This window comes from Sphingobacterium tenebrionis (genome assembly GCF_037126265.1).
Classification (GTDB): domain Bacteria; phylum Bacteroidota; class Bacteroidia; order Sphingobacteriales; family Sphingobacteriaceae; genus Sphingobacterium; species Sphingobacterium tenebrionis.
On sequence record NZ_JAYLLN010000001.1, the window covers coordinates 73,514 to 94,824 of the forward strand.

Annotated in this window: 16 protein-coding genes and 1 tRNA gene; 10 read left to right on the forward strand and 7 right to left on the reverse strand. The window is 42.6% G+C overall.

All coding sequences use genetic code 11. From position 1 onward, the window contains the following. The first annotated feature begins 48 nt into the window (after positions 1-48). The 6 genes from VJ786_RS00370 to VJ786_RS00395 all read left to right on the forward strand — a co-directional run bounded on the left by VJ786_RS00370 (position 49) and on the right by VJ786_RS00395 (position 9,175). Positions 49-3,258: a SusC/RagA family TonB-linked outer membrane protein gene (locus VJ786_RS00370; RefSeq protein ID WP_336556981.1), complete on the forward strand. Its 3,210-nt coding sequence runs from the start codon at positions 49-51 to the stop codon at positions 3,256-3,258. Between the two features lie 19 nt (positions 3,259-3,277). Further along, positions 3,278-5,077: a RagB/SusD family nutrient uptake outer membrane protein gene (locus VJ786_RS00375; protein WP_336556982.1), complete on the forward strand. Its 1,800-nt coding sequence runs from the start codon at positions 3,278-3,280 to the stop codon at positions 5,075-5,077. A gap of 20 nt (positions 5,078-5,097) precedes the next feature. Further along, positions 5,098-5,937, forward strand: coding sequence for a metallophosphoesterase family protein (locus tag VJ786_RS00380; RefSeq protein WP_336556983.1), 840 nt, complete (start codon positions 5,098-5,100; stop codon positions 5,935-5,937). A gap of 90 nt (positions 5,938-6,027) precedes the next feature. Continuing rightward, positions 6,028-6,780 carry a 3-keto-disaccharide hydrolase gene (locus tag VJ786_RS00385; protein WP_336556984.1) on the forward strand — a complete coding sequence of 251 codons (753 nt, stop codon included), beginning with the start codon at positions 6,028-6,030 and terminating at the stop codon, positions 6,778-6,780. A 33-nt stretch (positions 6,781-6,813) separates the two neighbouring features. Further along, positions 6,814-7,635: an N-acetylmuramoyl-L-alanine amidase gene (locus VJ786_RS00390; RefSeq protein WP_336556985.1), complete on the forward strand. Its 822-nt coding sequence runs from the start codon at positions 6,814-6,816 to the stop codon at positions 7,633-7,635. A 52-nt stretch (positions 7,636-7,687) separates the two neighbouring features. Beyond that, positions 7,688-9,175: a TlpA family protein disulfide reductase gene (locus tag VJ786_RS00395; protein ID WP_336556986.1), complete on the forward strand. Its 1,488-nt coding sequence runs from the start codon at positions 7,688-7,690 to the stop codon at positions 9,173-9,175. Here the strand turns inward: VJ786_RS00395 and VJ786_RS00400 are convergent. The 7 genes from VJ786_RS00400 to VJ786_RS00430 form a co-directional block, all read right to left on the reverse strand. Then, positions 9,172-10,485, reverse strand: a complete 1,314-nt coding sequence (locus VJ786_RS00400) for a nicotinamide mononucleotide adenylyltransferase (protein ID WP_336556987.1) — start codon at positions 10,483-10,485, stop codon at positions 9,172-9,174. The genes VJ786_RS00395 and VJ786_RS00400 overlap by 4 nt on opposite strands. 34 nt (positions 10,486-10,519) lie before the next feature. Next, positions 10,520-11,062: an NUDIX hydrolase gene (locus tag VJ786_RS00405; protein ID WP_336556988.1), complete on the reverse strand. Its 543-nt coding sequence runs from the start codon at positions 11,060-11,062 to the stop codon at positions 10,520-10,522. A gap of 9 nt (positions 11,063-11,071) precedes the next feature. Further along, positions 11,072-12,811, reverse strand: a complete 1,740-nt coding sequence (locus VJ786_RS00410; RefSeq protein WP_336556989.1) for a phospho-sugar mutase — start codon at positions 12,809-12,811, stop codon at positions 11,072-11,074. Positions 12,812-12,885: 74 nt separating this feature from the next. Continuing rightward, positions 12,886-13,536 (reverse strand): hypothetical protein, encoded by a 651-nt coding sequence (locus tag VJ786_RS00415; RefSeq protein ID WP_336556990.1) that lies wholly within the window; start codon positions 13,534-13,536, stop codon positions 12,886-12,888. A gap of 1 nt (position 13,537) precedes the next feature. After that, positions 13,538-14,410: an SDR family oxidoreductase gene (locus tag VJ786_RS00420; protein WP_099365097.1), complete on the reverse strand. Its 873-nt coding sequence runs from the start codon at positions 14,408-14,410 to the stop codon at positions 13,538-13,540. A gap of 1 nt (position 14,411) precedes the next feature. Then, complete coding sequence (locus VJ786_RS00425; protein WP_336556991.1) at positions 14,412-15,176, reverse strand: enoyl-CoA hydratase/isomerase family protein; 765 nt, start codon at positions 15,174-15,176, stop codon at positions 14,412-14,414. A gap of 43 nt (positions 15,177-15,219) precedes the next feature. Further along, on the reverse strand, positions 15,220-17,886 hold the full coding sequence (locus VJ786_RS00430; protein ID WP_336556992.1) for a hypothetical protein: 2,667 nt from the start codon (positions 17,884-17,886) through the stop codon (positions 15,220-15,222). Positions 17,887-17,950: 64 nt separating this feature from the next. On the opposite strand from VJ786_RS00430, the gene purD reads away from it, so the two are divergent. The 4 genes from purD (at position 17,951) to VJ786_RS00450 (ending at position 21,289) form a co-directional block, all read left to right on the forward strand. Then, complete coding sequence (gene purD, locus VJ786_RS00435) at positions 17,951-19,225, forward strand: phosphoribosylamine--glycine ligase (RefSeq protein WP_336556993.1); 1,275 nt, start codon at positions 17,951-17,953, stop codon at positions 19,223-19,225. A 97-nt stretch (positions 19,226-19,322) separates the two neighbouring features. Further along, a tRNA-Glu gene (locus VJ786_RS00440) sits at positions 19,323-19,397 on the forward strand. 124 nt (positions 19,398-19,521) lie between these two features. Beyond that, complete coding sequence (locus tag VJ786_RS00445) at positions 19,522-19,731, forward strand: transposase (protein ID WP_336557100.1); 210 nt, start codon at positions 19,522-19,524, stop codon at positions 19,729-19,731. A 976-nt stretch (positions 19,732-20,707) separates the two neighbouring features. Further along, positions 20,708-21,289 carry a sigma-70 family RNA polymerase sigma factor gene (locus VJ786_RS00450; RefSeq protein WP_336556994.1) on the forward strand — a complete coding sequence of 194 codons (582 nt, stop codon included), beginning with the start codon at positions 20,708-20,710 and terminating at the stop codon, positions 21,287-21,289. Positions 21,290-21,311 lie beyond the last annotated feature (22 nt).

The window sequence follows — 21,311 nt, forward strand, 5'->3', positions numbered from 1 at the left end:
TTTATTATGATGAAGACTAACCAAAATAAAAAGATTTCAGCGTGTAGCATGCTGACTATTTCCTTCCTCTTGTTACTTGTCTGGATAATTCCTAAATCTCTTCATGCGCAGACAGATGCAGTAACCGGAAGAGTGACCGATATGCAGGGAAAGGCAATTTCAGGAGTAAGTGTTTTAGTTAAGGGAAGCAATAGAGCGACCTCTAGCGACGATGCAGGAAATTTTAGGATGGAAGGACTGCCGAATAATTCCACCTTGATTTTTCGATATTTAGGGTTTAAAACCCAAGAGGTTATTGTTCAGGCAAATGAAGTGCTTGAGGTCAAGCTCGAGGTGGATGCCAGCAATTTGGATGAAGTGGTGATCGTTGGTTTTGGTACCCAAAAGAAAATTAATCTTACAGGAGCGGTAGATCAGATATCAGGTAAGCAATTGGAGTCACGACCCGTTACCAATGTGATGCAAGGCTTACAGGGCGCCAGTCCTGGATTAAACATCACCTATGGTAATGGGAGCCCAGGTGGAATCCCGAACATCAATATCCGGGGAACAACATCTATCAATGGTGGCTCGCCACTCATCGTGATCGATGGGATCCCAGTGTCTGATAGTTGGGATCTGATCCGTTTGAGCCCTAATGATATTGCGACCTACACCGTTTTACGGGATGCGGCATCTGCGGCGATCTATGGTGCCAGAGCAACCTATGGCGTTATTCTTATTACCACCAAATCTGGTCGTCAAGGGAAACAGTCCATTGGATACAATGTGACCACCGCATGGGGTAAACCGACCGAAATGCCAGATCCAGTTACAGACCCATACATCTTTTCACGCGTTTTAGAGACCTCCACCGATAACACCCCATGGGATTATGTCAACTACAGTGAGGCACATTATAAATGGGCAAAAGAACGATCGGATGATCCAAGTATACCGGATGTACGGATCAATCCCGATGATCAGACCCAATGGGCCTATATGGGAGGAAATAACTGGAATGATTATTTCTTGCATAACGCCTCCTTTTCACACGTCCATTCCTTAACATTTTCTGGGGGTGCCCAGGTTAATAACAGGCCAGTAAACTATTACCTATCCGCAGACTTCACCAAAGAGAATGGATTGAACAGATTGGCTGCAGATAACTGGCAACGAAGAGGTATCAGAGGGCGGTTTTCATTTTCCCCAGTGGCTTGGTTGAAAGTGGATAATAACATGAATATTTATCAAACCAATAGAGACCGACCAAATGCAAGCCTGACAGATATCTATTATTTAAAACCTACCGATGTGGCAGTGAATCCCGATGGTACCTGGGGGAATAACCCTGCCGGCCGGTTAGCCGCGAAATTAGTGGATGGTGGTAAATTGAATGAGAATATGTTTGGTTTCCATAATATTTTTAATGCTGTTGGAACCTTTTTAAATGGAGATCTGACCGTAACGGCAGATGCTAGTTTTAAGCGTGAATATTGGCGGTATCCCGAACACTCCAAAAAATATAAAATTGGATTTGGCCCAAATGATGTACGAGAAGAAGGTGGCAATGGCTATGTACAGGATAGAAGGGGAGAAATATTCAACGATGTGTTCAATTTATATGCTAACTATAACAAGAAAATAGAAAGGCATGCGATAGGATTAACTTTAGGGGTGAACCAAGAAGAATACATCTGGAATACTACCCAAGCTTATCGTGATAAATTGATCTCCTCCACTTTACCTTACTTAGCATTGACCTATGGAGATCCACGAATAACCGCTGCACACAGTACCTATGCTACCCAAAGTGCCTTCGGAAGGATCAATTATACATTTGGTGATAAATACATCTTCGAAGCAACGGGTCGTTATGATGGATCTTCAAGATTTCCAAAAGGAAGTCGTTGGGGGTTCTTCCCATCTGCATCAGCAGCTTGGATTGCGAGTAATGAAGAATTCTTCCAAAACTTGAAACCTACATTTTCAAACCTGAAGTTTAGGGTTTCTTATGGAAGTTTAGGAAACCAGAATGTGGGTGATTTTTCTTACATACAAACTATGTCGACGGGCCTTTCGAATTATTTAATCAATGGTTCTCAGCAGCAGGTGGTCTGGGGAGCTCCACCGTTGACCATCGACCCAACCACCTATACTTGGGAAAATGTGGCGACGTTGAATTTCGGTACTGATATTGGATTTTTGAACGATAGATTTTTTGCCGGCTTTGACATTTATACCCGCGAAACCACAGGTATGTTAACCGCTGGACAGGAACTTCCAGGCGTATTGGGAGCATCAGTTCCCAGACAGAATGTAGCCGATCTAAGAACTAAGGGTTGGGAGGTTTCGGTAAGTTATAAAGATCAGTTTGAACTTGCCGATAGGCCGTTCCGATTCGATGCGAAAGTTATTCTTTCTGATTCTAAAGCGAAGATCACAAAATTCAAGAATGACCAACGCTTGCTATCCAACTATTTTGAAGGCTATGAATTTGGAACCATTTACGGCTTAGAGAGCGACGGATTTTTCAAGAATCAGGCAGAGATTGATGCGCTTGACCAAAAAGCTATTATTCCTTGGGGAGCATTGACGATCGTTAATGGTTGGCCAAAATTTAAAGACTTGGATGGCAACAATAAAATTGAACTAGGACTGACGGAGAATGATATGAAAGATCGGAAGATCATCGGTAATTCGGCGGATAGATACCGGATAGGCTTTAACCTCAACATGGATTGGAATGGATTCGATGCTTCTGTATTCCTTCAAGGGGTATTGAAACGCGACTTTTATCCAAAACACTATTTGTTCTGGGGGCCGTATCAGCAGCCTTATGCCAATGTCTATCCTTGGCATTTGGACCATTACAGAGAAAGTTCGGATTCCGAAGAGCAGCGCGCAAAACATTCAAAAGCTTATTTGGATGCCGGTTTGGCTGATGCCAACCATGATGCTACCTACCCTGTATTGCAATCTTGGTTAGCTGATGCAAATGATGGAAAAGGTCTTGCCATTCCAAATACCCAATACCTATTGAATGGAGCATATCTTCGCATAAAGAACGTAACATTGGGTTATTCCCTTCCAAAAGGCCTTACAGATCGCTGGAATTTAGGTCGATTACGATTTTTTGTAACCGGCGAGAATATCTTCGAATTCTCCGAAGTGAAGAAATTTGTCGATCCAGAAGCGATAAATAATGGAACAGACAATAGCGCTTGGGCTTATCCATTTCAGCGAAAAGTTGCAGCCGGTTTGAACCTAGATTTCTAACTCAAAACGATTTAATATCATGAAAAAATTTAAAAACATATATATATTACCGATAGCAGGTTTAATGTGCTTCACGATATCTTGCAAGAAGGGGTTTCTAGATCGCTTTCCGCAAACCTTGATCACACCAGAAGTTTTCTTTAAAACGGAGGAAGATCTTTCCCTCTACATGAATGGTATGGTCAGCTTGCACAATAGGAATAGTTATTTGAATGATCAATCTACAGACAATGCCTCCACCACAGGTGCGGTAGAGATAAAAAACATGATGGCCGGAAGCCCTTCTTCCCAAACCATTACGGGAGGCTGGTCATGGGGAAGACTGAGGAATATCAATTATTTTTTAGAAAACTATACCAAGGCAAGCGTCAGTGATGAAATAAAAAATCATTATGCAGGCCTAGCGCGATATTATAGAGCTATATTTTACTATGATATGGTCAAACGGTATTCAAATGTTCCATGGTATGATAAAACATTAAATGCCTCAGATGCAGAATTAAAAAATCCACAGAACAGTAGGGAAGAGGTCATGACAAAAATCTTAGAGGATCTTGATTTCGCTGTTAAGAATGTTCGGGAAAATGTTCCAACGGGAACTCCAGGTAAATGGGCCGTTACTTTGATGCAGGCTAAAATCGCCCTTCATGAAGGTACCTATAGAAAATATCATGCAGAGTTGAAATTGGAATCAACAGCAGAAGTCTTTTTAAAGGTTGCCGAATCCGCTGCGCAAGAAATCATAAAATCTGGAAAATTCAGCATCTATAATTCAGGCAAGCCAGAGGAGGATTATGCCACACTTTTTGAATCTTTGGACTTGACCAGCAATAAGGAAGTGATTCTAGTAAATGCTTTTGATCAAGATAAGAATGTGACCCAAAATGTTAACTCCGTTGTTTTTGGCGATTATGAACAATCACCTTCTAGAGATCTGGTTCAAAGTTATCTGATGAAAGATGGAAGCCGATTTACAGCTATCGCAGGGCATGAGCAATTTGGATTTGTTCAGGAATTCAAGGATAGAGATCCCCGGTTGTCACAGACATTGATTTATCCAACCTGGTTAAGACAGCCCGGTAATACAACTTATATACAACGATTGAATAAAAACTTTACAGGATATCATCAACGGAAGGGCTATGTGAATAGTGTGGATCAGAATGTATTGAATGGAATTGATTTTCCAGTGCATCGATATGCTGAAGTACTACTGATCCTAGCAGAGGCAAAGGCAGAACTAGGAATTATTACCCAAACGGACCTGGACAATACCATAAATATCCTTCGGAAACGGGTGGGGATGCCTAATTTAGTATTGGTTACAGCAAATGCTAGCCCTGATCCTGCTTTAAAGCTTGATTTTCCAATGGTTCAAGGATCAAATGTAGGAACAATCCTAGAAATCCGAAGGGAGAGAAGGGTTGAACTGGCATTTGAGAATACACGATATGATGATCTGATGCGCTGGAATGCCGGAAAGCTTTTGGAGAACATCCCCCAGGGAATGTATTTTCCGGGTGTTGGAAACTATGATATGAATGGCGATGGCGTTCCTGACATCAAATTAATCCCCGAAGGGCAGACGATTCCGAGCAATCGTGAAAAAAATTCTTTGGGCGTTCCATTGGTATATTATACCATTGGTAGGTTTGGTGGTCCAGCTGGAGTATATTTGAGCGATGGAACCCAAGGAGGAACCATGGTGACGGAAGTTCGAAAAAGGACCTTTGTGGAACCAATGTATTATTATCGCCCTATTCCTGAAGTTCAAATGATCCTTAATCCTATTTTAGAACAACCTTTTGGATGGAAATAAATCAATTTAAATCAAATAATATGAAAAAATTAGTATTCGTCATCTCGTTGATCTTTACGAGTTCAATTGTATTTGCTCAACAAAAATTTTCTTTTGCCTTCTTTACAGATATCCATCTGAATAATAATGCTAAGGCGAATAGTTTTAAAGGACTTGAACAGGCGGCCTTGCTTGCCAAGCAACAAAAGGTTGATTTTATTTTAACAGGAGGTGATAATGTGGATGTTGATGCCATGAAAGAGGATAGATTGACCCAAGCGAAAGACCTGTATCAACGATATCAGGACCTGGTGAAAAAATCAGGAATGAAATGGTATTTTACGCTGGGAAATCATGACCGCTATTGGCATTCAGATGGGGAATATGGTACTGGTCTTTTCCAAAATTATTTCGGTAAAACCTATTATTCCTTTGAACATAAGGGATGGAAGTTCATCATTTTGAATAGTGCGGAGATCTGCGATAGTAAATATTGTGTTTCTGATGCCCAAAAAGCATGGTTAGCGGATGTGTTGGCTGAAACCCCGAGTTCGCAACCGATCATTGTTTCTACGCATGTACCATTTCTATCTTTGTATTATCCGGTTTTAGAAGGCTATTACACGGATAAGGACACCTTTAAGAATCAACAGGAAATACGAGCGATGTTCGATAAACATAATCTAAAACTGGTACTGCAAGGACATCAACATTTATACGAAGAGATTAAAGTAAAAGGCGTGCAATATATTACTGGGGGAGCAGTTTCTGCGAACTGGTGGTCAGGTGCCTTCCATGGAACAGAAGAAGGTTTCTTAAAGGTGAACCTTAATGGCGATCAGTTCCATTGGGAATATGTTGATTATGGCTGGAAAGGATAATCAATCAGCGGTCAATGGCATTCATTGGCCGCTTTTGTTTTTCTGAGCTATTTTAATTTCTTATTTTAGGTTCAAATCAACCCCTTGACCATGAACAAATACGCTTACCTTATCCTATCCATTCTTACCTTTATCCTTATTACCCCATCCTTACATGCCCAAAAGAAATTATTTCAGTTCGGGATGGAAAAAAACTTTGATGAAAGCATCATCAACCCCAAGTCGAAAGGGAAAGCCATTACCTGGTATGATGTAAACACCTCCGATACCACCTGGAAAGCCATGGGAAATCTCCTTAAGAATTCGGGAAACCCAATCGGAGTGGTTCGATCGGAGAAAATGTATGAGAACTTCATCATGCATGTAGAATGGCGGCATTTGGAAAAAGGGGGCAACTCGGGGATTTTTGTATGGTGTGATGCCAAGGCGGATCCCAAAACACGCTTACCCATGGGGATGGAAGTGCAGATGTTGGAGCTGGATTGGGTGAACATCAATGCGGTAAATGGGGTTCAACAGCCTATCGCCTATGTACATGGCGAGATGTTCGGTGCCGGTGGCATGACCGCATCCCCGGATAATCCCAGAGGGAGCAGAAGTAAATCCTTGGAAAACCGTTGCTTAGGTGTAGGAGAGTGGAATAAATACACGGTTGTCTGTATTGATGGGACAGTGAAACTCGCGGTGAACGGAAAGTTTGTCAATAGTATCCGTTTAGCCTCCAAGAGGAAGGGATACCTCTGTCTAGAAGCAGAGGGAGCCAAGATGGAATTCCGCAATCTGCAGATCATCGAATTGGAACCGGGTATAGAAAGACCTGAATTCGTTGTAGATGCGCTCTAAAACCTTATATTTGTTTACCTATTTAATAAGACCATGTTGAAAAATACCCTAACATATTTGTTCATCGCCCTATTGGCAACCTCTTGTGGAGGCGGTAAATATGCGGCAACAGAAAAGGTTTATAAGAAAAAGGCCAAGGAATACGCGGCCATCTATAAAGAAGCCCCAGTAGAAAGCCAAATTGCAAAAATAGCTGCAGCCAACAAGGAATGGATCGGCTCCATCAATTTCGGGATGAGAAAGCCGAATTATGTCATGATCCACCATACAGCTCAGAAAGACCTGGACCAGACGGTAAGAACCTTCCATAGCGAGCGAGCTGCGGTAAGTTCGCATTATGTGATTGGCAGGGATGGAAAAATCGTGCAGATGGTGAATGATTATTACCGGGCGCACCATGCCGGAGCCGGCAAATGGGGAAATGATACCGATCTGAATTCCTCTTCCATCGGGATTGAGTTGGACAACAACGGTACAACAGATCCTTGGCCTGAAGTACAGATCAATGCCCTGATCCAGCTATTGGCTTACCTTAAAGAAAGCTATAAGATCCCACAGGCCAATTTTATTGGACATATGGACTATGCTCCAACCCGTAAGAACGATCCTTCCCGGTTTCCTTGGAAAACCTTGGCAGATAAGGGATATGGGTATTGGTACGATGGGGTGTTGGAAACTCCTCCAGTAGGTTTTGACCCTAAAATTGCGTTACGCATTATTGGATTTGATGTGAAGAACCTGGATGCAGCCATTAAGGGATTCAAATACCATTATATTCAAAAAGATGTTACATCCGCTACCTTAACGGAAGAGGATATGAAGATTCTCTACGCTATATTCAAGAAATTCTTATAGGAAAGCCAAGGGAAAATACGTAAATTAGGTAGCAACCATAGATCCTTTTTTTATGAAAAGATGCCTGATTATCTGTCTGCTGTTGGTACAGTACATTTTTGTGCAAGCCCAAACAGCAAAAATCACCTTTGAAAACACGCTGTCCAAAACTGGGGAAGTCGGTTTCTATTTACCCGGACCTCCCAAATCCTCTTCTCAACTTTTTGGAGATTCAGCCGAAGGAAATTACTTTTTTAAGGATGGGATATTAAAGCAGGATATCCATGTTAAGGAATTAACCCCCATCTATTATTATGCTGGAAAGCTGAGAGGATACCTGTATGTTTCGCCAGGGGATGATCTTCATGTAAAATTTTCCAGAATAGGAGACAAAGACAGTGTTACCATCACGGGTAAAGGGGCAAACAATAATCAATACCTAGGATTAACAACTTCGCTAAACAGGGAGGCCTTTAAAAATGATACCCTTCCGGATCGGGTATTAGCCGAAATCAAAAAAATGGATCTCCAGAACCAAGTAGCTATTCAGCGATATATCAAAAAGCATAAGCCTACAAAGGCTTGGAAAGATATGATGGCGCTTAACCAGAAATATACTCCCCTCGACCTATTTGTAGGTTTCAGTGGAAACCAAAAATTCAGCTATCGAACCAAAAAGAACTATAAGGAACTGAAAGCGGAATGGGATAAAAAGCAGGATAGTATGATGAATGCTGTGGATATTCAGGATCCGAAAGCCGTCAAATCGGAAGTCTTTTACAGTTTCTTGAGCGATTACCTACTGCGGGAAAAGGAATCCTTATGGGAACAGATGAAAGATTCTACCGTGATGCAGAAATATTATCCTGGCATGTCTCGACAAGAAGCCTTAAAAATCCATTCCAGTGATTCAGAAAACCAATTTGTAGAGCGGATGATCAATCAGGAATTTCGGGGCAAGGTGAATGAATTGGCTTATGCCAGTTTGTTGGATAATATCCAGCGGGACAAGAAGACCAATGCTGCAGCAATCATTGGCAGATTCGAAAAAAAATATCCCAACAGCGAGTATCTGAAGGTATTTGCACCGATGATCTCGGAAGTAAGGACCAATGAAGGCAGGAAATTGAACGATAAAATGATTTTCATCCCTGGCGGAACCGATTTCAGCAATTTCGATCAGGTATTGGAAAAAGTGAAAGGGAAAACCGTATTGATCGATCTTTGGGGCAGCTGGTGTGGGCCTTGTCATCAGGAGATTCAAAAAAATGCTGGACCATTGAAGAAACACTTCGCAGACAAGGACGTCACGTTCATGTACATTGCCAACTATGATGAGGGCAAGGACGAGCAACTCAAGAAACTGATTGCCTACTATAACATGGAAGGCTTACATATCAATGCTAATAGAACACTTACAGACGATATCTTAAAAAAAACGGGAGCCACTGGCTTCCCGTCTTATATCATCATCAAAAAAGATGGTTCTTATGAACTGTCCAAGGCCGGTTACCCGATGAAACGGGATGTGCTCATTAAACAGATCGAAGAAAGTCTTTAGACTGTTTTTACGAACTTCTCATCGAAGTTCTCGATATCTACAATGTATTTGTTGTTGATCAGGAAGTCGAACAAAGGTTTTGCTTCCTCGGATACCGGTACGTTCTTCGTCGTTACGATCTTATTGGTTTTCTTGTCCAAATAAGGATAAGCATACAATTTCACGTTTTTACTGAACATGCCGGAAATATAGGATAGCAATTCGTTGGTGTACTGCTCCTTGTTGTAATTATCGGTATTGAAAATATTCTTCAGGTTGGATACGTTGGTCGCAATTCCTACATTCTTCGGTTTGAAGGTCTGTACGAATTCTGCCAAATGGTTATTCCTACGGAAGTTGGAAACCAGGATATTGTTCCCTGTGGAACATAAGTATTCTGCGCGTTCAGCGAAATACACCAGATCCTCATCGGTAATGCTGGCGTTCTCATCCAATACATTCCCCATCAATACCTCGATCAGCACCACGGTATCTTCGGGAATAGCGCCGGTGTTCTTCCGGAATTCCTCTACCGCTAGGTTGAAGAGGTCAAAGTTTGGATTGGACTTTTGGCGGTATTTGGTACGAAGGATAATGATGTTCTTTTTGTAGAGGTAATCCTTAATCTGCGCGGCTTTTCCGTCGGGCCTGAAGATGGCTGCTTTGGCAAATCCTTTGGCGATCAGGTATAGGTTCAACAGACGTTCATTCGCATTGGCAAACAAGGGGCCGGATACTTTGACCAGGTCAATCTCTACCGAACCTACCGAAAGGTTGTCTACCAGCGATTCGATCATGGTCTGCAGGTTCTCTGCGTAGTAATAGGCCGCAAATACCAGATTTACCCCTAAGATTCCCAATACTTTGGATTGTAGCCTGTTGTCACTATCCAACAAACGAACGTGCATCACGATGTCGTTGGTCGGTCCATCCACCTCATGTTGGAAACGGATCCCGATCCAGCCGTGCGGCTCGTTGGTCTTCGTGAAATTCAAGGTGGTTACCGTATCGGCAAAGGCAAAGAATTTTTTGGTCTGGTATTTATCACCCTGTAAACGTTCGGTCAGGAGGTCGAACTCATGGGTCAACATTTTATTCAATCTGGTGCGGCTCACATATCTTCCGGACTCTTCCACGCCATAGATGGCGTCGGAGAAAGCCATATCATAGGCCGACATGGTTTTTGCAATGGTACCTGAGGCAGCACCTGCCTCAAAGAAGTTCCTTGCTACTTCCTGTCCGGCTCCAATTTCAGCAAATGTACCGTAGATATCTGCGTTGAGGTTGATTTTAAGCGCTTTTCGCTTGGTTTCGTAAATTTCTCTAGCCATACGGCAAAGGTAACAAAATACCGCTAAATATTGCTTACAGCAGGCCTAACTTGTTGAAGGTATAGAATAGGGCAGAGCTGTGTAGCGCCTGCCCAATCTTGTTGTCGAATAGAAATTGTTTTGCTTCATCTATGCTCATCAGCACGACCTCGATGTCCTCGGATGCGTCAAGTTCCTGTTCCTGGACCTTCTTGCCCCCTTGAAGGAGGTAGGTATAGGTCAGGTTGCCCGAAGTGGCCGGATTGGCGAACAGTTCGCAGATATATTCGATGTTATCAAAAGCGTAGCCGGTTTCCTCCAACAATTCCCTGCGGGCAGCGAACTCCGGATCTTCACCCGGCTCTACCACACCAGCCGGCAATTCGACCATGATTTCATTTGCACCATGACGGTACTGCCGCACGAAAAGGATTTCCTGATCTTCGGTAATCCCTACCATATTTACCCAGGTAGGGTATTCCAGCACATAATATTCTTCTTTGATATTCCCATTGGGCATCTCCAGCTTATCAATGCGAAGGGTAGCCCATGGCCGTTGGATGATATAATCACTTGATAAAACTTTCCACTTTTCCATCTGATCGGTTTAATCTTTTACAATATCGGCCATCATCTGCCTTACCTTATCGTCTAATCGGTTAGAAATCTGACCATAATCCTCGGTAAATTCCAAGGTTTCTCTTACGGAGCAATAGAATTTTATCTTAGGCTCGGTGCCGGAAGGCCTTGCTGAAATAACATCCCCATCCATGGTGATGAACTGCAGCACATCAGATTTTGGAAGATCGATCTTGCTTTTCTGCCCGGTCTTCATATCTGTAGCTTCGCCTTTTTCATAATCACGCACTTCCGAAACGGCGATTCCACCCAGTTCTTTGGGAAGATCTGCCCGTAGGTCTGCCATCATCTGTTTGATCTCATCAGCTCCTGCTTTCCCTTTTTTCGTTAAGGAGGTCAACTTCTCTTTGTAGTAGCCATATTTCATGTAAAGGGAGATCAATACATCGAAGAGCGATTTCCCTTGGTTCTTGAAATAGGCCGCCATTTCGGCAATGAAAGCACAGGCATTTACCGCATCTTTATCGCGTACCAGGTCGCCTACCAAAAAGCCATAGCTCTCTTCGCCGCCTACCAGGTAATTCTCCTTGCCCTGTACCTTGGTCATTACCTCCCCGATAAACTTGAATCCGGTTAAGGTCTCGTAAAACTTCACATCAAAACTTTCGGCGATATCCGAGAAGAGGTTGGACGTGACTATGGTTTTGACGATGTAATCGTTTGCTTTAAGCTGTCCAAGATCCTTTTTGCTGGAAAGTACGTAATAGGTCAACAGGGAGCCGATTTGGTTTCCATTGATCAATTGGTATTCTCCTGAAGGCAATTTGATGGCTACACCAACACGGTCAGCATCAGGGTCTGTGGCCATGACCACATCGGCATCCAGTTCCTGGCCTTTTTGCATGGCTTTGGACATTGCCTCTTCTTCCTCCGGATTTGGATAAACCACCGTTGGGAAGTTTCCGTCCGGCTGGGCCTGTTCGTCGACCACAGCCACCTGCTCAAATCCCCATGCGTTCAGCATCTTCGGAACAATGGTGATACCTGTTCCATGGATCGGAGAATAGACAATTTTTAGATCCTTTTGGGCTTTTACCGCTTCTGGATGTATGCTCAAGGCCAGATTGGCATCGATATAGATCTGATCGAAATCTGCATCGATCAATTCGATATTGGAATCTTTACGCTCAAATTTTATTTCTGATACCGATTTGATCGCATTGACCTCGGTAATGACATTCTTATCATGTGGAGCCACCAATTGGCCACCATCATTCCAGTAGGCTTTATAGCCATTGTATTCTTTTGGGTTATGGGATGCGGTCAGCATCACACCGCCCTGGCATCCGAAATGGCGCACGGCAAAGGACAACATCGGCGTAGGACGTAATTCCTTGAACAGGTAAACCTTGATATCGTTAGCGGAGAATACATCCGCCACTAAATGGCCAAAGGACTGTGAGTTATTACGGCTATCGTAAGAAACGGCTACACTGATCTGTTGGTCTGGGAATTGTTTTTTGTGGTAGTTGGCCAAGCCCTGGGTTGCTTTTCCGATGGTGTATTTGTTCATCCTATTGGATCCTACACCCATAATACCGCGCAATCCTCCTGTTCCGAACTCCAATTCTTTATAGAAGGAATCCAACAGTTCGGTTTCCTCTTGCTGGTCTACCAATTGTTGGATTTTGGAAACGGTTTCCTGATCGTACTCACTGCTCAACCATTGGTTGATTCTGTCTTGTGTTTCTTTATCTAAAGTGCTCATAAAGCGTATTTTGGCAATATTAATAAGTTTTTGTGTGTTTAATGGTTCCTGTGGGGATTTTTTAGTTGTTGTATTTAGGCGTCGCAGCCGGCATAGGCACGATCTAAAATGGTCACATACCAACCTTTATCAAATTTCTTCACATGGAAAATAAGGTGGCCATCTTCTTGGGCCAGAATAACGCGATAAGCACCATCTTCTAAGGCTGCTATTTCTTTTTTCTCCTCAGCATCAAATTTGGTATCCTCGAATTCTTCCAAGAATTTGGCGATGGTTTCCAAAGGTTTATTTACCGTTGTTGATGTTGTATCGCAAAAGAAACCGATTTTGTCCCATTTCATGGTTCCGCAATCATAGCTTGGAAGGGATTCGAATTTCAATACCTGTTTATTGACGAAAACAGGATAGGCATAATAATGGGGCATCGGGTTTTTAAAATCGATGCTATCAATGATGGTATAGGTGTCTGCTGCACCTGGCCGATGGATAATCGCAATACCATGTTCCGGATGGATCAAGGCATTGATCTTTCCATTGTCCTCACTCAGGTAAGCCCTTGCGAAACGCGTAATCAGCTCGGAAATCTGTTGTATCTCTTCGGGATTGTTCATCTCTACACGTTGTGTGCTATCTTGATGGGCTTCCACTTTTTTGCCCGAATTATTACATGCCGTAACGACTAATAAAAGTAGGCCAAGTAGGCCGTAGAAATTCTTTTTGATCATGTTATTTGTTGTTTTTACGGATCATCTCCTCAATGGAATCCCACATGTCATTTGGGATGGCTTCCAGCCCGCTCAACTGACCAGCTCCTTGCAACCATTCGCCCCCATCGATACTGATGATCTCTCCATTGATATATCCGGCAAAATCTGAAATCAAAAACGCAGCCAAATTCGCCAATTCCTGATGCTCACCAACACGTTTTAAAGGTACTCGTGTTTTGAAATCGAATTTCTTGGCGAGATCGCCAGGCAATAGCCTATCCCAAGCCCCTTTTGTGGGGAAAGGTCCAGGAGCGATGGCGTTGTGACGGATTCCATATTTCCCCCATTCTACCGCCAAAGAACGGGTCAATGTTAAGACCCCACCTTTGGAAACCGCCGAAGGTACAACATATCCAGAACCTGTGAAAGCATAGGTCGTAATTATGTTCAGGACGTTTGCAGCCTGTTTTTTCGCAATCCATTCCTTACCAAATTCTAGGGTACAATTGATGGTCCCTTTCAGTACAATGTCAATAATGGTCGAAAAAGCATTTGCTGACAATCGCTCAGTTGGGGAAATAAAGTTTCCCGCGGCGTTGTTCACCAATACATCCACTGCTCCGAAGGCTTCTTCCGCCTTAAGGCGAAGCTGTTTTACATCTTCCACATCGCGGATATCGCAGGCAACAGGTAATACGGGGTTTCCGGTCTTGTCCGAGATCTCCCTTGCGGTAGCTTCTAGGACATCAAGTTTCCGGCTACTGATGACCAGGTTGGCGCCCAGTTCAGAAAAATAGGTAGACATGGCTTTTCCAAGTCCGGTACCTCCGCCCGTAACCACGACGGTTTTCCCTTTTAGGGCATCCTTTTGTAGTGCTCCTTGTACTGCCATATTATTTTTTCGTTAAGTTATCGATGATTGTTTGTAGGATGGCCCGAGTAGATGGGGCCCACCATTGTTTCAATACCTGTTCAATGGCATCGCCTTTTGTTTCCATCACCTGGGACAAGAGATTCTTTCGGATGTTAAGTTTGGAGGCCTGCCAGGCTTTCTTATCGTACTGCATATATTGCTTGGCTTTTCGGCCAGCTGCGGTCTGAATCCGATCAAAGGAAACAACCTCATCGATAAGTCCTACTTTCAGGGCCTCTGCAGGAGGCAATAACTTTCCTTCCAACAAAAAGCGCGCGGCATTGGCCGAGCCTATCCAGAAGCTATACAGTTCGAAGATGCTGCTCGGTACGATGATACCTACAGGAACCTCGTTCAATCCGATGATGTATTCGCCGTCGGCCATGATCCGATGGTCGCAGCATAAGGCGAGCACACAACCTCCTGCTGGGCTATGCCCGGTAATTGCAGCGATGCTTGGCTTCGGAAAGGAGGCTAATTCGTAGATCAGGTTGATGAATTTTTCCCAAAAGGTACGCATCTGTCCTTCGTCGTATTGAAAAAGCGTGATCAGGTCCAATCCAGAGGTGAAGAAAGCTTCCTTGCCCTGAAGAACGATGGCTTCTATGGCTGCATCTTCCCTTTGGGCGATCAAGGTGGCTGTTAATTCGTCGATCATCTCCAAGTGCATGGCATTGGATTTCCCACGATCCAGCTGTATATAGCAAATATGATCGGTAACTTGCGTTTTTATGAATGTTCCCATTTTTTACTGTAAACGTTGTTTTAGGGTAATTTACATAAAAATTTTATTTTACTTCAAAATCCAGGACTTTCCTGACCAATCGGCCCTCGATATCTACGCCTTCCACGATCATGCGGTACGTGCCGATTTCATCAGATGTATAGAAGTCAAAGCTGGTTGTTCCATCCTGTTTCGTTACGATTCCCGGTTCCCAGTGTATGGTTGTGCGGAGATCCTGATCGAACTGGTTTTTGGAATCCACTTCATATGCTGGCTTAAAGTATTCTTTCATCAGGGAGATTCCTTTTGGAGTGATCGCCAATAGGCCTCGAGGTTGGAAATTGCTGCGGCTGGCATCGCGACCGGTTTTACTGGTGATGATGATCAATCCGTTTGCACCATAGGATCCATAGATGCTGGTATGGTTGATATTTCTTAATACCTCAACGCTGGCTACATCAACGGGATTGATGGTGGAAAGCATGTCGGATTCCACGTACATACCGTCCAATACGATCTGCATTTCTACCATTCCGCGGGTGTTCATGGCTTTTCCGCCTTGGAACATAACCCCTAGTAATCGGCCGTTAAGACACATTTCTAAGGTTGTACAGGTCGAAAGATCATCCGCGGTCAAGATCTGATCGGCTCGTCCAGGACCGTTCAGGTTGGAAGAGTTTTCAGGTACCTTTGGTCGTTCGGCTCGAACTACGATCTCCTCGATTTCCGTCACCTTATCCATCAGGCCACGGTTTTCCAATTGGCTGTAGAATAATTTTCCGGCCAAAAGCTGTTCGCGGAATGCAGCATTGACATCATTGAGCATGTTCGGCTCGTTCTTCGCCATGTTCAATGGCGGGTTTTCAAATCGTTCCACCGAAATATCGATGTTCTTTTTCCCTTTTTCATCCTTGGCGCTCACCAAAAACTTCACGCTATCTGGGAAAATCAGGTTGTCGAACACAAATTCTCCTTCCGCATTGGCGGTGGTATCGATATAATCCATGAAGTTTTTCGTGGAGATCAATTGCATCTGCGCGTTGGGAACTGGAGCTTTACGGCCCAGTTTTTTCGCTTGACCAACAATACGTAGGCCTTTTTCCGCCTCGTATTTTACCGGATTGTTCAGGGAATCCAATTGTTTCCAATCGATCTTCCTCCAGCCATGGGTCAGAAGGAGGTTGTCCAGCTCAAAATCTTTGATACTGCCATCCTCGTTAAAATAGTAAGCCGGATTTTCGAGGTATCCTTTCAGATCTCCGTTTAAGTATAGGCTACTGAGGATACTCACCTCATCCTTTGCATCCTTGCCATATTTTGTCAGGTTCAGTACGGATGCCGAAAGACTGGCGATCCTTACGGAATCATTCGTATTTCCCACCTCGACCTGGGTAGTTACTTTACTGCGTTTGCCATAGCTGTCCTTATCCAGATTAAGTTTCAACGGCAGATTGCGGTCAGGGTTGAAGTTAAAGACCACCCGTTCTACCAGAGGGGTAAAGTTGCTGTTCAGGATGCTGATGGTAAATACGCCCGTTGGCAATTTGTCCTTGGTCAGGCTGAATAGCACGTTTTTACTGGTTGCCTTTTGTTTTGCTAGGTAGAATACATTTCCAAGATGTTGTATGGCAATGTATAGTTCCTCATTGTTTACTTTATCTTCCGAAAGATTGACCTGGGCAAATAGTTTGGAGGCACTGCTCTGATTAACAGAAATGGAGTAGCCACTTTTGGTGATTGCCGGTAGGTTGATGGTCTTTTCGGTATTATCGTCGAATTTGACATGGACGGTATAGCTCTCAGCATTCGAAATGTAACAAGGAACGGATGCCATTCCTAATATATTGGTCTCTACCTGTGCGGCGGTATCTTTCGAACCCGTTAATAAAATGATTTTTGCCTTAATGCCCTTGCCTTGTGGGTTGAGGGTTTTAAAAGCGATTCTGTTCAGTTCATCGCCAAGGATATAACCCCCTTCAGGAAATACCTGAATGCTGTTTTCGGAGAAATAGGCCTTGGTATTGATGGTTTTCTTAACCCTTCTTTTTTCGGGGTTCAGGAAACTCAATAATAGAAGTTTCCCTCTGTTTTTATCGGTCACTTTGATCTTGAGTTGACCGTTCGGATCGATGGATTCTCTTCCTTTATCCACCGTTTTTTCTCCATCTATGAATTCATAATTGATGGATGTTTTTGGCATGGCAGCGCCATTGATATTGTTCAGTTGGACCAGGTAATAATCTACGCCATTCTCTTGGATCACTGTGCTTTTCGTTTCTATATTATCGGAGCGGACATTTCCGATATTGATGACCTTTTCGAAGAAATAGTCGGGATCGTCGTTGCGCATCCAATTGGTATAGGCGCGAAGTCGGTAGGATCCTTCGACCAGGGAGTCTACCAGTTCTATATTTCCGACAGCAACGCCAGAATAAAGTCCATTTATTTTTTGATTGACGATCTTTCCTGTTGGGCTTACTAACTCTACATAACCGATATTGGATAGAACGGATAGTTTATTTTCCAGACCGATGACACTGTAGATCTTGTACCAGATGGTTTCTCCGACACCATAGAAGTTTCGGTCTGTCTGTAGGTGTAATTTTTCTTGGGGTCTTTTGGCAACATACTCGCTGAGGATTTCTTGTGCTTTTTCTACCTGTTGGGCCATCAGGGAATGGGTCGTGCAGCAGGCAATTAAAGTGAGAAGAAAGATCGATAGTCTCTTCATAATCAATTTGGCTAATTTCCCATAATGTTACAAAAAAATAGACGTATTTCAATATATTTGCGCTATGAATATTCTGATCATCGGTTCTGGAGGTAGAGAGTCTGCCTTTGCCTATAAAATCTCTAAAAGCCCAAAACTTAATCAATTGTTTATTGCTCCTGGAAACGCAGGGACTTCACAATATGGACAAAATGTTGCCCTTAAGGTGACGGACTTCCAAGCAATCGGTGAGTTTGTTTTGGCTAACCAGATTGAAATGGTCGTGGTAGGACCGGAAGAGCCTTTGGTAAAGGGTATTCATGATTATTTTCTTGCTGATGAGGCTTTGAAAGGAGTTGCGGTTATCGGTCCTCAACAAGAAGGCGCTCAACTGGAAGGATCAAAGGATTTTTCGAAAGAGTTTATGATCCGTCATCAGGTTCCAACGGCTGCTTTCCGATCTTTTGATAAGGATTCCTTGGAGGCGGGATTAGCATATTTGGATACACAGAAACTGCCGATCGTCTTGAAGGCGGATGGTCTTGCTCAGGGTAAAGGGGTATTGATCTGTGAAACGTATGAGGATGCCAAAACGGAGCTGAAGGCAATGATTGCAGATGCAAAGTTTGGGGATGCGAGTAGTGTGGTGGTTGTTGAGGAGTTTTTGAAAGGCATCGAGCTTTCGGTCTTTGTATTGACTGATGGCGAGAATTATAAGGTATTGCCTTCGGCTAAGGATTACAAGCGGATTGGTGAAGGGGATACGGGCTTGAATACCGGTGGTATGGGTTCAGTTTCGCCGGTTCCATTTGCTGATCAGGCATTTTTGGATAAGGTGGAAGAGCGTATCATCAAGCCTACCGTGGATGGTTTGAAGAAGGATAACATTCCTTATAAGGGTTTTATTTTTATCGGCTTGATGAATGTGGATGGGGAGCCTTATGTGATTGAATACAATGTGCGAATGGGCGATCCGGAAACGGAATCGGTACTTGTGCGTATAGAGTCGGATTTGGTGGATCTATTGGAAGGTGTAGCGAAAGGGGATCTGGATAAACGGAGTTATACGGTTACTCCAAAGACGGCAGCTACGGTGATGATTGTTTCAGGAGGATATCCTGGGGTTTATGAAACCGGAAAAGTGATCACGAATATGGAGAATGTGAAGGAATCGATTGTTTTCCATGCGGGGACCAAGCAGGAAGGTGGGGATGTGTTGACGGCTGGTGGTCGAGTATTGGCGGTTACGGCTTTGGAGGATGATCTTTTCTCGGCCTTGCAACAGGCAACAGCAGATGCGGGAAGGATATTTTTCCAAGGAAAATACTTCAGAACGGACATCGGATTCGATTTGATCTAAAAATATCGGTTTAAAAGCCAATGAGTTATATTTTTGCGTTGTAAAATATTTTGGGAGTATGGATAAAGAGGCTATATTTGCATCACCAAAGCAAAAAGGCCCGTTCGTCTAGGGGTTAGGACGCAAGATTTTCATTCTTGAAACAGGGGTTCGATTCCCCTACGGGCTACCAAGAGACTCCAGCAGGAGTCAAGAAGATTCAAAAACGGTGTTTAGTTTAATTTAAACACCGTTTTTTGTTTAATGAAGTTCGCGCAAAGTCTCCCAGACTCGACAAAAAGGTAGCTTTTACAAAGTTGGGGCTGTGGCACAATCAGGTTGAGAATGCGGGCATTGCTTCCTTTGAGAGCGTAGCAAGATCCATTGCAGCCCATCATCAATACATACTACATTACTTCGATAACAGGAGCACAAATGCTCGGCAGAATCTTTCAATGCAAAACTCAAAGCTTTTAGGAGTATCTTTCGTGGCGTTAGGGACACAACATTCTTCCTGTACAGAGTGATGAAATTATATGCTTAAAAATCTTTACCCCCCAAACTTTCGGTATGATCCTATTTAAAGTACTTTGACGACATAACCCAAACCTAAATAAATTCACACTTAAATGCAAAAAGTGTTCACAAACAAGATAATGAATTTATTTAGCTCTCCTCTGCCATAAAAGGCCATCATGGTAGAGGAAATTTACTAAAAAGTTGTAAGATAGGTTCTTTCGACTGGTGAAATATCGGTATATCGATCTATCCGTATATTGATATCCTTATATATCGATATATCAGTATACTACTAAGTATACCAAAAACGGTCTTTACGATACCGTTAGGCTGTAAGGGTATCCCCGGAGGATACCCAAAACGCCGTTTGCAGCGCATACGGCAAGCAAAGTAGGGCTCTGCCCAACTTCCGCTTGCTTATTTGAATCAACTCGAAATCACAATATTTTTATTCGCAATCCAAGAAGGAAACACCTTTCAAAATTAGTTTAAAAATTATTATTTTTTTACAAAAAAAAACACCGAAGGATACCTTTTTCACTTATTCCCCATAAGATCCTATTACAAAAAATCTTAGTTCTATACTTTTTCGACTTTCTCACTTGCAAAATTGGACCGACTGAAATGAATGATACTACTCTATTGGAGAAAGGTGTGTTATTGATTTCTTTTCAATACTTCGAAATGGAACGACCTTTAGGTCCCAAATTGGATGAAATTGTTACCTATATCTTTTTTAGAAGAAATTATCATCGTTTTAATTACCATTAATTTGTTTTTTGAAAATTCTTAATCCCTCTATTTTAAAGAATCTTATTGATTGGTTTCACTCTTGGTCTCATCAACATTCGATTTTATAGGTTGAGTAGCCAAACGCTGTTCTCGAAATAAAAATATCAAAAAAGTTACATTCGCTTTGCATTTCTAAAATTATCTATTAGTTTTACATTAAACCACGCATAACATATAACTGATTTATTAACCATGAAAAACCTCGAATCCCTAACCTTTAAACTTTCGGATCAAGATTACGATTGGCTCTGCAGGTTGAAAAACAACGATACTAAGGCCTTCTCAGAGATCTATTTCACTTATTGGGAAAATTTCCATGACTATTGTTTAAGGTATCTTAAAAATGAAAATTTGGTGAAGGATGTATTGCATGATGTCTTTTTAGAATTCTGGAAAATAAGGGGTAAACTAGAAATAAAGTATTCTATTAAAGCATATCTTGCTGTATGTATCAAAAACAAATGTATTTTTGTATTGAAGCAAATGCGTAGATTTGAGTTCCTCGAGATAGAAGATTTTGATTTCCAATCTGTTGAATATGACCAATTTTCTGTACGAGACATTGAAAGTCAACTAAACTATGTTCTTACAGAAAAAATAACCCACAAGAGTAGAACCATATTCGAATTAAATCGAAACGAGGATCTTTCCTATAAGGAGATTGCATATCGGTTAAACCTGAGTGTCAAATCGGTGGAATACCACATGTCAAAAGTTTTAACCATATTAAGAAAATCAATTTTAACATTAATAACCTGCATGTTATTCTTTTGAGGAAGAATACTAGATTATGAAT

Bases quoted from the DNA above. Each gene is read 5' to 3' on its own strand.
- VJ786_RS00395 (WP_336556986.1), top strand. From the start codon at position 7,688: ATGAAAAGATGCCTGATTATCTGTCTGCTGTTGGTACAGTACATTTTT.
- VJ786_RS00415 (WP_336556990.1), bottom strand. From the start codon at position 13,536: ATGATCAAAAAGAATTTCTACGGCCTACTTGGCCTACTTTTATTAGTC.
- VJ786_RS00425 (WP_336556991.1), bottom strand. From the start codon at position 15,176: ATGGGAACATTCATAAAAACGCAAGTTACCGATCATATTTGCTATATA.
- VJ786_RS00400 (WP_336556987.1), bottom strand. From the start codon at position 10,485: ATGGCTAGAGAAATTTACGAAACCAAGCGAAAAGCGCTTAAAATCAAC.
- VJ786_RS00420 (WP_099365097.1), bottom strand. From the start codon at position 14,410: ATGGCAGTACAAGGAGCACTACAAAAGGATGCCCTAAAAGGGAAAACC.
- VJ786_RS00380 (WP_336556983.1), top strand. From the start codon at position 5,098: ATGAAAAAATTAGTATTCGTCATCTCGTTGATCTTTACGAGTTCAATT.
- VJ786_RS00390 (WP_336556985.1), top strand. From the start codon at position 6,814: ATGTTGAAAAATACCCTAACATATTTGTTCATCGCCCTATTGGCAACC.
- VJ786_RS00430 (WP_336556992.1), bottom strand. From the start codon at position 17,886: ATGAAGAGACTATCGATCTTTCTTCTCACTTTAATTGCCTGCTGCACG.
- VJ786_RS00450 (WP_336556994.1), top strand. From the start codon at position 20,708: ATGAAAAACCTCGAATCCCTAACCTTTAAACTTTCGGATCAAGATTAC.
- VJ786_RS00385 (WP_336556984.1), top strand. From the start codon at position 6,028: ATGAACAAATACGCTTACCTTATCCTATCCATTCTTACCTTTATCCTT.
- VJ786_RS00375 (WP_336556982.1), top strand. From the start codon at position 3,278: ATGAAAAAATTTAAAAACATATATATATTACCGATAGCAGGTTTAATG.
- VJ786_RS00410 (WP_336556989.1), bottom strand. From the start codon at position 12,811: ATGAGCACTTTAGATAAAGAAACACAAGACAGAATCAACCAATGGTTG.
- VJ786_RS00370 (WP_336556981.1), top strand. From the start codon at position 49: ATGCTGACTATTTCCTTCCTCTTGTTACTTGTCTGGATAATTCCTAAA.
- VJ786_RS00405 (WP_336556988.1), bottom strand. From the start codon at position 11,062: ATGGAAAAGTGGAAAGTTTTATCAAGTGATTATATCATCCAACGGCCA.
- purD (WP_336556993.1), top strand. From the start codon at position 17,951: ATGAATATTCTGATCATCGGTTCTGGAGGTAGAGAGTCTGCCTTTGCC.